This window comes from Siphonobacter sp. SORGH_AS_0500 (assembly GCF_031453245.1).
GTDB lineage: Bacteria > Bacteroidota > Bacteroidia > Cytophagales > Spirosomataceae > Siphonobacter.
On the sequence record NZ_JAVIYT010000001.1, the window covers coordinates 167,968 to 180,389 of the forward strand.

Below are 12,422 nucleotides of genomic sequence, written 5' to 3' on the forward strand. Positions count from 1 at the left end.
ATGACTCAAGAACAGCTATTGCAAATTATAGATGATGCAAAGGAAGAACATCTATTAAAAAAAAGTACAACTCAAAATAAAGACTATCATAAAAGTTTCATAGATAATATATTACCATTGATAAACAATCTAACTCAATCGAAAGTAAGTGACCTATTAACAAATAAATTACAACTATCATCTTCCAGATACAATGAGCATGAGTACTTACAACTTGCTTGCGAGAGTACAATAGTATCTTATTTCGCTAATTTATTTAATGAAAATTTTATTTATGAACCAAAATTAAATCAAGGGTCCGATAAAAACGTAGAGTGTTCATTTACACATAAAGGCGTAAAATATAATATAGAAGTTAAAACGCCTGACTACAGAGAGCAACGTATAGAAGGAAATCCTCAGTTCTTCAGCTTAGGTAGATTACCTGAAGAACATAGAAAACTAGCCGAACATGTCATGGAAGGCGTAAGAAATGTTGCAAACGATGCTAATATTCCTCAATACCAAAACTTTAAAAGATTAGATAATAAACTAAAAGACTATTTATTGTCAGCTCAAGAGAAATTCAGTAATAACAGTACTCATAATGATGTAAATATTCTATTCGTAAATTGCAACACCGATAGAGACGTGCATCTATGGATAAACTACTTATATGGAAATGAAGGTTTTTTTAGTAATAAAAAAAGCAATATATTACCTATAGAAGAATATGACAAAACGGATATAGTTGTATTAACTAATATATATTATAGACATAAAAATGAACAATCAACAAATTATATATGTGATTCTTTTTCTTTAAAAAAATCCTTCAATTTAGCTTTTGATAATCCATACAGGCAAAATGGACAAGAATTTAAAAATGACGGAATAGCTTTATTTTTTGAAGAGGTTATTCCTAACAACTATAGTGAAGACTTTATTTCCTATATACAAGAACAACGGCCTGCATTCCTCCCATACGAAGCTTGGGAGCAAATTGGGTTTATATACTACTTGAATCTTCTTAAAGCAGCAGATCACTTATATTTTTGATTGGCCCTATACTTAGACAAATATCTTCAATACCTTCATTAATCTCTAACTTTATATCATAATTCTTATAATTCCATATACGTCCATTCCATTTTTTTAGTCTTATGCATTCTAAGTCAAATTCTTCAAATTCATTATTAAGATTATCATCAACTCCAAACATTTTAATTAAATAATTTGTCAAATTTTCGTATTCTTTAAACGATGTAAAATGTGAATAATTTTTACTTATACGCCTAAGTAATATATATTCATTATTGTCCTCTATTATATGATTTACATAATTAAAGAAATTAAAGTATTTATAATTTGATTTAATTATATAAGTTATTCTATTATATGCTAATGAATTTCTTGTATGAAGTACAATTCCATATTTAACATTATTAAATATGGAATTAATGAAATAGTCAGAACTGTAGTTTTTAGAAAAAAATGAATCTATATTCTTTTCTAAATCATCAATGTGGATGACTTGAGTCGAAACATTTAGCAACTTATACAATATAGAAGATTTTTTTAAAAAACCTTCATCCTCTGACACTACGATATCAGTGTAACCTCCATAAGCTGAATGTAATGCATCGTTAAATAAATTAGTATATTTAACAGATCTACCTTTTTCTTTACTAATCCCTAAAATATCTAGGGATAAATATGCATATACATGGTAATTAAATTCTGTTTTCTTTAAGCTATTATTATCAAAAAAGCTATCTACATATTCTTTAAACTTCATTTTAAGAGGACTGTTTTTCAAATCATCATCAAAATCAAACGAATTATAATCTATAACAAACTTGTCAACTCCTAAATATGAATGCAATGATCTTCTTAATTTTCGATATATATCTGGATCATTGAATATACTATTTGTTTTATCCCAATAGTTTTGTATCCAAGATTTTATTGAAATATCACCAATATTTATTGGCATAATACGAGACAAATTTTCGACAACTTCATCAGGTAATGAGCTAATGTCTATGTCAAAGTTTATCTTAGTATCTAAGATATCTTTAAGTACACTAGAAAACTCTTTGTATTCTGGATATAATGCCATCCAAGATGGCACACTGTCTATATTCGATGCAAGCCAATCTAAGTTAAAAATGTTTTCAGTTGTATCTGCTTCATAAGCTTCACGTGGATTTACTATAAATGGAACAAAATTTTCGGTATCATCATTATACATCAAATAGTTATCTTTGACTATTTGACACATAAAATCAAGATCTTCGAATTTTTTCTCAGTTTTGTCCTGATGCAAATCTTTTATGTGTGCATGAGAATATAGAAAAAGTAAAGAATCATCATTATCTATAAGCTTACTTTTTAAATTATTTGAATTAGTATTCTGTTTAATTTTCCTATAAACATTGCTATCGAGATATACTCTTACCATAGTTATTAATATTTAAAATAGGTTAGTTTAGTTATAAAATCATGTTTTATAAATCTAAAATCAAATATTATTTACAGCATTTGAGAAATTATTACTATTAGAATTAAATAATAAAATATGTTTTAGCTTGTCCCAATACTCATCACCTAATACTTCTTTCATCTTATTAAGTACTAATAGAGCAAAATTGTAATCGAAATTATTCCAGACTTCATCTAAAGTAAATTGAGTAAGAGAAGAGTTCAAATTAAGTTTGAATTTAGAATTAACATTAATACTTCCCAAAACTGAAATAGGCCAATTTAGAAAGGCTTGCATATGTTGGCTATTCCAACTTTCCGGGAAAGGATTTATAGGTACATTAATTCCATGTAAAGAGATACTGCATCTTGACATAAATAAATAATTTACTGTATTTGATAGACTAACATTACTATTTGCATCTATAAATAGACTTGAAGATTCTTCATAAATCATATTCATATTAGGTTTTAAATTTCTATATAACCCGTATGTAGTACTATCAATAACGATATTTTTTACAGGAATATGGATATCAATAACTGGAGTATCAAACAATTGTAAAAAAGCAACCATTAGTTTACCCGTTATGCCTAGTTCCGGATCTTCTAGGTCGATATTCATACAATTCACATTTTCATTATAGTTCCACGTATGATTTTGGCTCATAATATTTTCTAAATAATCACTATTGATAATATCGCTACTTATAGTTTTAACTTCACTATCTGTCTCAACAATTATGGGAACTGGGGGATAAGGGATTTCATATTTAATATAATTTATAAAATCAATATCTCGCATATGCCAAACTGGATTATTATCTTCTCTCAACCTTATTATAGTGTTTGTTCCAGGCTTATCTCTGGTACCTTTAGTTATCCAAAAAATGCTATCTTGACCTTCAACAGTTACTGATAATGAATCACTTGAAGCATAGGGTCCTAGTACCCTTTTAGTTTGCACGTTGAAATTATCTGCTATCATAAATACAGACAGAATACCAATGCCAAATCTAGAAGTAGGAACAAATGATAACTTAGACTTAGCTCTTAGTTCAAAAAAATCTGTTGATTTATAGTAGGAAGTTCCAACTTTTGAATAGAATTTATCTATAATTTCTTGATCCATTCCCATACCATTATCTTCAACTTCTATATACTTTTCATGACCATGAGCTTTAAATCTTACTATAATTTTAGGTAAATATCCTTCACCCCATTTATCTTCAAGACTTTTTCTTAATAAACATGTGTCTATTGAATTCTGAAGTAACTCTCTTATAGCTACAGATGGATTACCATAAAGCTGAGTACCCATCAATAAATCAATAACTTGTCTCTTGTTTAACTCAAACTTAGTTTCCCTATATATATACTTAGCATTACCATCAAAATCCTTTTTGGCTCCAATTGCTCTTCTATCAACTTTAAATTCTATTTTTATTTCCAATTGTCTTTTAGCAAACTCTTGATCGTTATTTAGAATACTTAATATATGATTTCCGTGACTCAACTCTTCATCAATTATATTACAAAACTGATGAATAGTATATTCTATAGCAGGGGATTCGCAACTAGCATTGTATCTAATTAAGTCAGGAGAAATAGTCCATGACTGTATAGATCGATGTTTATTCCATTCTGCTTTTGAAGTATCATTTTCTATATATAACTGATTAAATAAAGTATTTGGTGTACGTTTAGAATCAAAATCTAGTATATCTGAAAGTCGCAACAATAACCCTATTAAAGGAAAACTAATAAACGTATTTTGCTCACATATAAAATGCTTATCCATGCTTAATAAGTCAAGAGCATGCTCATTATGACTTACACATAGTCTTGCTAACATTACAGACAAATCAAGGCTTTTATATTTTATTCTTTCATTCCATTCATTTTTTATAATACTTTTTGCTCTATCGGCGTGAGTTATTCTTATATATTCTGAAATTAAATATAATTTTAAAGCGTCAGCTTTACTTTGATTTCCTATCGAAATACTTCTATTTATTTGATCTAATATTAAAGGGTTTGACAAACAGAATATGTCAAAATCTTTATAACTTTCAATTAAATCTTCTCTTATATTTAATTTTTCTGAATCCCAAAACTTATACCAAGTATTAACTTCTTCAACCTCTGGAGCCATACCAATATCATGATAATATGCTGTAAGTATTAATAGCATTAATTCAGGTATGGATAATTTGTTTATGTTTTCTTCTCCTAAAAGTTTACCCATTATATCTAAAACCCTTGATAAATGAACTTCATCATGAAGAGTATACTGCCTCATGTATATTACTACGGTTTTCATTCTATCAATTGAAGAAGACACTACTTCTTCTACCAACGGTATAACGTTAGTATCCCCTATGGCATCACACTTAGCCTTTAATTCTTTAAAAATTGAGTTGCCTCTCAATGATTGCATAACATCTAACATATTATCAAAGCCATTTTTGCTTTAAAATGCATGTTTCTATTAGAAATGCAAAATATTTATCTTGATTTTTTCATAACTTCAGCATTCTATTTTTGTGATTATTTCAAATCCATAGTGCTCGCTCTCATCCCCTGCCGTTGTCACTCGATACATAATGTTCTTGGGAATTAGAATGATTGCCGTTACCATTCTTTCCTGTTGCTCTGGATCAGTCTTTAACCATACAGGTTGTCCAATCTGAAATTCCAGTTCAATTGTTAATTGTGTCGTTTTCATCAGAAGATTTGGGGTTCGGAATTGAGGTAGACTCGTTTTCTGGTTTTAGCTGCTCCGTACTACCTGATTTTGTTTCGATCATCAAGGGCAGTTCAGGTAATGTTGATAAAATTGGTTCTTTCGCTACCAGCGTTTCTTCTTTCGTTTCACTAAGCTTTAGATAGGCCCAGATGCCGTACAGTAGCAGCAGAAAGCCTATTACAAGCAACCAGCCATTTCCGCTCCTGTCGTCATCATCCTGTTTAGGAATGGAATAGTACCCAAAAGAGTTACTGCGGGGAATAAATTGAATCTTTGCCATGATCTGGTTAGCTAAGTTGTGTATGAAACGCCTGTATTAATCCGATCACCACTTCAGGCATATCCTGAACGGTAATTTCATGTATACGACCATCCATCATCAAATCCATTTGATGGCCTTTCACCTGGGAGAATAAGGTTTGTAGCTCTGCTGATTCATATTGAGCTAAACGGGCTTTGAGCTGCTGCACCAAATCAGATTCACTGCTCAACTTCTGAGTACCTATTTGAACTTTATACTCTTCAATGGCTCGATGAGCCGCCTCCTGTCTGACTTTATCCAGATTCTGGCCCGCCAGCTCCTGAGCTTTTTCCAGAGCCTGCTGGAAGGTTGTTTTCTCCTGTCCGCTTTGCCACTGAAGATTATGCAGGTTCTCTTCCAGCACGGCCACTCTTTCCGTGACATTCGTATAATCATCCAGCCGGGCTAAAATCAGCTCGGATAACGAAGTACCTAAAGCCTGAGCTTCTTTCAATAGGTTTGACTTACGCTCCGGGCTCACCCGGACGCTAACGGTAGTAGTAAGGGCCTGACTCATTTTGATCGGAATTTTCCGGCAAACACCGGGATTATTAGTTTTTGTCACACGTTGTAAGACATCGTATGATGAATGAGGTTTTTCTGTTTATCGGTGTTTACCGAGGCTGTAAACAGTGTCTCACAAACCGGGATTTACCGGGTATTCCTCGGTATTTTCCCGGATAAAAGGGCTTTTCAATGGTGATTTTGCCTGCCCCGGTAAATGCCGGGAATGTATGACATCGTATGACACGGTATGACGATGTGTTACACAGTCGGACATTCCCGGATTATAGCCGGAGTTTACCGATGAAAGGCTTCATCCTGATTTTCGCTGCTCAGCGTATAACCGACCATCAAACCAGCCAGAAAGAAACCGGGGCTGCCCAGCAGGCAGGGTAAAAGCGGCATGGTTACTTTCAGAGCCTGACGAATGATAGGCGTAATTTCCTTTTTGAGAGCTGTAGCTTTGGGTGAAGCTTTGGTAAAAGGTAAGGGTATGGGAGGGGCTGCCGAAGCAGAATCATCCGTAACGGAAGGTATTTGAATAGAGGAAAACGGTAGCCCGGAAACGAACTTTAGGTTTGGCTGCTGCCGTGGAAAACGTATCATGTCTTTTTTATAAGGGGTTGGATAAAAATGAGCGTTTACTGATGGTGTTACAGACGTTCGCTTTGTCACACGTTTGTAATACCATGCAGTAAACGCCTGCAAATTGTAGCTTTTGGCTGTACGCCTTTGAACGGTTTCGTACGCTTCTGAACGTTTACGACACAGTTCTGTGCATTACCTTAAAAATGAAGCGTCTTATATTTGAACTTCTTGATTTATACTGCTCCTATCTTTTATTATTCGTATGGCTACAATCCCCGAAACAGAGTTCCCTCTCATATTACGTACTGACTTTTCTAATAATGATTTAGTCAATATGCTCTATGAGGAAGCACTAAAAGGTAATCAAGAGGATGAATACACTCCATATGTGGAAGTTTTGAATGATCAATCCTTTGAAGGTTTCACCCCGCAAGATCTTCTAAAATTAATACCTAAAGATTACGCTCATAATTTCATGTTTATCTTAGATAGCTTGACTATTCAACACCCTGAACACCCATTTATTTGCCTATCTCTGAGTGAATTTACATTCGGAGAAACATTGCGTTTCATTCCTAAGGAACTATACATATTAGAAAGTAATCTATTTACTGCTAATATGCTCTTTGAGGAATTTATTGACAAGACAGACATTGATGGCATTTTTCGAGCAACAGGCTGGTATTCCTAATTTCATTTTAGGAGCTTAACGTTCTCAGGAATTCCTGTATATCATTTTCAGGAAAATCGTGATAGTTACAAAAGTCTCTGAGGCGTACCTTTCCATGTAGATGAGCGGAAGCAGGATAGAGTATTTTAATCAGGCGGCTAACCTCAAAAGCTGATGTACGCCCACACCGTAATACAAGCTGGATCTCTTCGGTAGTAATGAGGAAACGGGGCTGCTGCATAACGCTAGATCAAAGGAATATATCGGCTATTAGGACGAGCCGTTAGTAATTCGTTGAAGTCTTTATATCCCTGATAAAGAAAGGAACCGTCAACTATGGAGAAGCCCATTTCTTCAAAACGAGTCAGTGCCCGGTGCCCTTCGTTGTCATTATCAAGGAAGCAATTGAGCTGCGTACATTTCCACTCCTGAAGCACCGGCAAAGCCGCTCGCAGATGCGAAGTAGAATTTAATACGATGGTAGGATAGCGGGGACTATCCAGATCATAGTAAGCCAGAGCCGAAAGGAAATCGAAAAAGCCTTCGAATACGCATACTTTCCCTTTCAGACTACCTTCGAATGTGGTAAATCCCGCAGGTTTGGTCTGAAATTTAAAACCCGCCCCATTGCGAAGAGCGTAGCCTCCCAGATCATTAGCGAACCCGAGAGCGAAGTATCGTTTCCCTTCCCTTTGATAATGAACTTCCTGCACATACTGATTAGCTAAGCCCAAAGGAATTCCCCGGCTTTCTACGTACCGGATCAACACCGGATGTTGCAGGGGGATTGCACACAGTACTTCGAGTTGACTTTCTCTATTAACCTTTAGGCCGCTAAAAGAAAAAGCAAGGGTAAAAGGGCTATTCTCAAAGCTTAGAAGCTGCTCAACCGCCTTTCTGAAGCTGATTCGTTCCAGGAGCTGACACAACCGGATTACATCCCCCTTCTCTCCTTCTCCACCAAAATCAGCAAATACGTTTTTAGTGAGGTTTACAAAAAAGGAAGGTGTCGACTCCTGCCGGATCGGCGAACAGTAAAGCAACTCATTCCCTATTTGCTTGGCAGGTAAGATGCCCTTTTGTTGCAGGTATTGAGGTATAGAAACACTTTTGGCCCGCTCAATTAAGTCTGTTGATAAAGTTTGCATCTTCTTTCTTTTAGCGGCTTAAGGTTTGAACAAAAATGAAACTGGTAACCTGCAATAGTTGGTAACCTCTATGCTGGTAGTAAGTAAAAGCCAATAAAAAGACTTTTACGAAGAATAAAGAGAGATGATACTTTAGAAATTGAGAAACCTTATTTACTGAATTAGAAGAAAATCGGCTAGTTATGGCCTGATTATGAACATATTGAAGGGAGAGTTCGAGGCCTAACGAGACCACAATAAAGGCCTGACTATTCACTAGTCAGGCCTTTATCTTTAATACCATTGTCGGTTTGTATTTATAGATCTTACCATAAAAAAGCGGCTACTGATTTTAAGATCGGTAGCCGCTTTTTTATGGTAAGATCTGTTATTTCAGAAAAGGCAGTTTCACTACTACCGCTTTCAGGTACTTGTTACGAATGTTAATGTAAATCTCGGAACCTACTTTGCTGTATTCTGCCTGAACATAACCCATACCGATACCTTTGTTCAAACTGGGTGACTGCGTTCCAGAAGTTACTTCACCGATGATTTGTCCCGCAGCCGTCATGATTTCATAATGCTGACGGGGAATGCCACGGTCAATCATTTCAAAACCAACCAGCTTACGGGTAACGCCGTTTTCTTTCAGCTTTTTGTGGAAATCACTGTACGTGAATTCTTTATTGAATTTTGTAATCCAGCCTAAGCCTGCTTCAATGGGCGATGTCGTATCGTCAATGTCATTACCGTATAAGCAATAACCCATTTCGGTACGTAAGGTATCACGAGCACCCAGGCCTACGGGAACGATGTTAAACTCCGCTCCGGCTTCCATGATCGCGTCCCACATGGCTTTGGCCTGATGATTGGGTACGTATACTTCCATTCCACCCGCTCCGGTATAACCCGTTGTAGCAATCAGAATATCGTCAAAACCAGCCACGGTTCCTTCCTTGAAAGAATAGTAAGGCATTTCTTCCAGATTCAGGTCGGTTAGCTTTTGCATAGTCGCTACACCTTTAGGTCCCTGAACGGCAAAAAGTGAATAGTCGTCTGATACGTTTTCCAGCTCAACGCCTTCAATGATGAATTTCTGTAACCAATTCCAGTCTTTCTCAATGTTGGAAGCATTAACTACCACAAAGTAATCGTTTTCGCTGCGACGGTAAATCAGCAAATCGTCCACGATACCACCCATTTCGTTGGTCAGACAGGAATACTGCACTTTTCCGTCGTACAGAGCCGCTACATCATTCGTCGTGACGCTTTGTAAAAACTCAAGAGCTTTTTCGCCCTTCACGCGGAATTCTCCCATGTGAGAAACATCAAAAATACCCACCGAGTTACGAACGGCGTGGTGTTCCTGGATTAATCCGGTATAAGAAACGGGCATTTCAAAGCCAGCAAAAGGAACAATTTTTGCTCCCAGAGCTACGTGTACGTCGTGTAACTGAACTTGACGAAGTGAATCTGACATGTACAAAAGGATCTATTGTAGGAACAGCAAAAATAGTGGAAAAATAAGCTTTCCCACCAGTAAATGCGTTCTTACTCAAAAAGGAATCCAATTAACCTACCAACAAGGCAGAGGCTTCCCATAGATTGGTCCGTAAAGCTTCGGCTTTAGACTGAGTACCAGGGCTGGCGATGCGAATGGTACGAACGCCCGCTTTTTTGCCCGCCTGCACGTCTCGCTCCTGATCGCCAATCATCCAGGATTGAGTCGGATCGATCCGGTGCTTAGCCATCGCCTTTTCGATCATTAGTGAATCGGGCTTGCGTAACAAAGAATTCGTATCAAAATCGGGGTGATGAGGACAGAAATACAAATCGTCTATGACATTACCGCACTTTTCCTGCAAGAATTCGTGGCATTTCACCACATCCTCTTTTTTATATAACCCTTTGGCAATTCCTGCCTGATTAGTAATCACAATGAGCATGTAGCCAGCCTCCTTCAAAAGCCGTAAGGCTTGCACTGTCTCGTCGGTAATGATCAGATCATCCGTGCAATATAAATACCCCGGACTATCTTGATTTAATACACCGTCCCGGTCCAGAAAAATGCATTTGTTCATAAGGTTCCTTGCTTGTAGGTTCTAGTGATGAGGCCACACGAATAGTATTATGCAAATAATTATTTGCATATAATGCTAATATAGGGATTGAAATGAATCGGTCGAACTTTGTTTTTAAAAAATTTTCTTAAAAAAAAGCCTGCCACCTTTAGCAGGTAACAGGCTTCTTCACAGAAAGTAAACGCTTTTCTAGGAGCGTTCTTTATTTCTATACATTATCCTTCATTACCCAGAGACAGACGGTTCCAGGGAATACGGCTAAGCATGAGGATCAAAGCAATGCCGAAGAAGATCAATGAGCTTTTATGCTTTACCGCGTCAGAGGTCGCTTTTTTGGCTTTGCTATACCCTACGTGCACCAATGCAATGGCAACAATCATGACAAAAATGTGCTCAACTGCGAAATAACGGATCGTCGTATCCTTCATCGGGTTGATCCCTTCAATCTGGAATGCTTTGATGCCATATAAAGGACTCAGAACAAAGTACAGGATTAATCCTACCAATAACTGGACATCGCAGGAAATCATAAAAAACAGACCTGTTTTGCGATCGGCATCGGTATACAGACTATGAGAGGACAGGCCACGTGCTGCCCGAATTAATGCCAGAATAGCCAGTACCAACACTACCCAGCGGAGCCAGGAGTGAATGGTAAGAAAGGCGGGGTAAAGAGATTCCATTTCGTTTGCTTCGTTAAAATAGTAGGCTCACGGGAAAGGATGAGCTGGAATGTTCGTTAATGAGCAGGCAAACAAACAGCCCAGCCGTTAAATCACCAAATACCCGAAGTGATTAAAATGAAAAATGTTGCTCATCGCTCGTTCCAGAAAATGCTCAGCCCGTCTTTTCCCGCAGTAATTAATTCGGGATAACCGTCTTTATCTAAATCCTGTACAACCATATAAATCCCGGTTCCTTTGGTTTCTCCGGCAGGTCCATAGGTAATGATGTTTTTTTCAAATTTCTGACCGTTCCACGTGAAGTAATAGATTCCGTAGGAGTCAGCTGCTCCGGCATCATTGTCATTATGAGCCCGGTAACGCTTGCCTGTGATTAGCTCTGGTTTTCCATCCCCATCAATGTCCCGCCAATGCATTTCGTGATACTGGGAGTTCTCCGTATCTATGGTTCGTTTCTCCCAGACAATCCGATTGCCGTCTTTTTTATGTTCGTACCAGAACAAACCGTAATCGTGAGCCTGCCCAGCAATGAGGTCGTTTTTTCCATCCCCATTCACATCGACTACCAAAATCGGGATGCTTGCCTGGCCTAAATTCAGTTCACCGTGAAAAATCCAGGGCTCCTCAAAGGGTTTCTCGGGTGCCTCTAGCCAGCCATCAGCCAACACAAAGTCGCCCCGGCCATCGCCGTTTACATCGCCAAAACCCAGACCATGCCCCTGGATCGGATGTAAGGTGTAAGCCTTGAATGTTCCTTTTTTTCCTTTTTCAAGGCGGTATACTCGCAACGGATTATTAGGGGTATTAGGGACAATTTCGGGCACGCCGTCACCATCGATATCCCAAGCTCGGGTGGTTTCTACATTTCCACAACTGTCAATGACATGCTCAGGCCATTCCTTGGAAGAATGGCCGGGATTCTCACGCCAGCGAACGGTATTTCCCCACCAGCCGCCAGTGATAAAATCCATTCGACCGTCTCGATTTACATCCAATGGAATGGTTGAAAAATCATCGTAATATTCCCCCTGAGCTTTTACCTCTCCTATCCGATGCCGTTTTTTGAAATTCGGTCCTTCATACCACCAGGCACCCGAAATCAGATCTGGTTTTTTATCTCCATTTACATCAAATACCCCCACCGACTCGTAGCGTTCGTCGCTGATTTTCTGCTGGCGAAATTTTCCTTTGTCAGGATATGCCACCATTACGACAAGCACAAGCAGGCCTCCATAAATGGTTTTCATAATTGAATT

General features: G+C 37.4%; 12 protein-coding genes. 2 read left to right on the forward strand and 10 right to left on the reverse strand.

Going from position 1 to position 12,422, the window contains the following annotated elements:
• Nucleotides 1-1,038, forward strand: a complete 1,038-nt coding sequence (locus QE357_RS00780; protein WP_309705022.1) for a hypothetical protein — start codon at nt 1-3, stop codon at nt 1,036-1,038.
• Here QE357_RS00780 and QE357_RS00785 read toward each other — a convergent pair.
• The 5 genes from QE357_RS00785 to QE357_RS00805 form a co-directional block, all read right to left on the reverse strand.
• The gene (locus QE357_RS00785) at nt 1,010-2,443 is read right to left on the reverse strand and encodes a hypothetical protein (RefSeq protein ID WP_309705024.1); all 1,434 of its coding nucleotides are present in this window, start codon (nt 2,441-2,443) and stop codon (nt 1,010-1,012) included. The two genes, QE357_RS00780 and QE357_RS00785, sit on opposite strands and share 29 nt — an antisense overlap.
• Before the next feature lie 60 nt (nt 2,444-2,503).
• The gene (locus QE357_RS00790) at nt 2,504-4,903 is read right to left on the reverse strand and encodes an ATP-binding protein (RefSeq protein ID WP_309705026.1); all 2,400 of its coding nucleotides are present in this window, start codon (nt 4,901-4,903) and stop codon (nt 2,504-2,506) included.
• A 262-nt stretch (nt 4,904-5,165) separates the two neighbouring features.
• Nucleotides 5,166-5,492: a hypothetical protein gene (locus tag QE357_RS00795; RefSeq protein ID WP_309705029.1), complete on the reverse strand. Its 327-nt coding sequence runs from the start codon at nt 5,490-5,492 to the stop codon at nt 5,166-5,168.
• 7 nt (nt 5,493-5,499) lie between these two features.
• A complete protein-coding gene (locus QE357_RS00800) occupies nt 5,500-6,078 on the reverse strand; it encodes a hypothetical protein (protein WP_309705031.1) in 579 nt (192 codons plus the stop codon).
• A 236-nt stretch (nt 6,079-6,314) separates the two neighbouring features.
• Nucleotides 6,315-6,623 carry a hypothetical protein gene (locus tag QE357_RS00805; protein ID WP_309705033.1) on the reverse strand — a complete coding sequence of 103 codons (309 nt, stop codon included), beginning with the start codon at nt 6,621-6,623 and terminating at the stop codon, nt 6,315-6,317.
• Nucleotides 6,624-6,867: 244 nt separating this feature from the next.
• On the opposite strand from QE357_RS00805, the gene QE357_RS00810 reads away from it, so the two are divergent.
• Nucleotides 6,868-7,296: a DUF6924 domain-containing protein gene (locus tag QE357_RS00810; RefSeq protein WP_309705035.1), complete on the forward strand. Its 429-nt coding sequence runs from the start codon at nt 6,868-6,870 to the stop codon at nt 7,294-7,296.
• Nucleotides 7,297-7,520: 224 nt separating this feature from the next.
• Here the strand turns inward: QE357_RS00810 and QE357_RS00815 are convergent, their stop codons facing one another.
• From QE357_RS00815 to QE357_RS00835, 5 genes are all read right to left on the reverse strand, one after another.
• Nucleotides 7,521-8,423: a CHC2 zinc finger domain-containing protein gene (locus QE357_RS00815; RefSeq protein ID WP_309705037.1), complete on the reverse strand. Its 903-nt coding sequence runs from the start codon at nt 8,421-8,423 to the stop codon at nt 7,521-7,523.
• 367 nt (nt 8,424-8,790) lie between these two features.
• Complete coding sequence (gcvT, locus tag QE357_RS00820; RefSeq protein WP_106636396.1) at nt 8,791-9,882, reverse strand: glycine cleavage system aminomethyltransferase GcvT; 1,092 nt, start codon at nt 9,880-9,882, stop codon at nt 8,791-8,793.
• 91 nt (nt 9,883-9,973) lie between these two features.
• On the reverse strand, nt 9,974-10,483 hold the full coding sequence (locus tag QE357_RS00825; protein ID WP_106636397.1) for an HAD-IIIA family hydrolase: 510 nt from the start codon (nt 10,481-10,483) through the stop codon (nt 9,974-9,976).
• Between the two features lie 215 nt (nt 10,484-10,698).
• Nucleotides 10,699-11,166, reverse strand: a complete 468-nt coding sequence (locus QE357_RS00830) for a hypothetical protein (protein WP_309705039.1) — start codon at nt 11,164-11,166, stop codon at nt 10,699-10,701.
• A 131-nt stretch (nt 11,167-11,297) separates the two neighbouring features.
• Nucleotides 11,298-12,413, reverse strand: coding sequence for a VCBS repeat-containing protein (locus tag QE357_RS00835; protein WP_309705040.1), 1,116 nt, complete (start codon nt 12,411-12,413; stop codon nt 11,298-11,300).
• Nucleotides 12,414-12,422: the final 9 nt, after the last annotated feature.

Bases quoted from the DNA above. Each gene is read 5' to 3' on its own strand.
- QE357_RS00780 (WP_309705022.1), top strand. From the start codon at position 1: ATGACTCAAGAACAGCTATTGCAAATTATAGATGATGCAAAGGAAGAA.
- QE357_RS00785 (WP_309705024.1), bottom strand. From the start codon at position 2,443: ATGGTAAGAGTATATCTCGATAGCAATGTTTATAGGAAAATTAAACAG.
- QE357_RS00790 (WP_309705026.1), bottom strand. From the start codon at position 4,903: ATGCAATCATTGAGAGGCAACTCAATTTTTAAAGAATTAAAGGCTAAG.
- QE357_RS00795 (WP_309705029.1), bottom strand. From the start codon at position 5,492: ATGGCAAAGATTCAATTTATTCCCCGCAGTAACTCTTTTGGGTACTAT.
- QE357_RS00805 (WP_309705033.1), bottom strand. From the start codon at position 6,623: ATGATACGTTTTCCACGGCAGCAGCCAAACCTAAAGTTCGTTTCCGGG.
- QE357_RS00810 (WP_309705035.1), top strand. From the start codon at position 6,868: ATGGCTACAATCCCCGAAACAGAGTTCCCTCTCATATTACGTACTGAC.
- QE357_RS00815 (WP_309705037.1), bottom strand. From the start codon at position 8,423: ATGCAAACTTTATCAACAGACTTAATTGAGCGGGCCAAAAGTGTTTCT.
- gcvT (WP_106636396.1), bottom strand. From the start codon at position 9,882: ATGTCAGATTCACTTCGTCAAGTTCAGTTACACGACGTACACGTAGCT.
- QE357_RS00825 (WP_106636397.1), bottom strand. From the start codon at position 10,483: ATGAACAAATGCATTTTTCTGGACCGGGACGGTGTATTAAATCAAGAT.
- QE357_RS00830 (WP_309705039.1), bottom strand. From the start codon at position 11,166: ATGGAATCTCTTTACCCCGCCTTTCTTACCATTCACTCCTGGCTCCGC.
- QE357_RS00835 (WP_309705040.1), bottom strand. From the start codon at position 12,413: ATGAAAACCATTTATGGAGGCCTGCTTGTGCTTGTCGTAATGGTGGCA.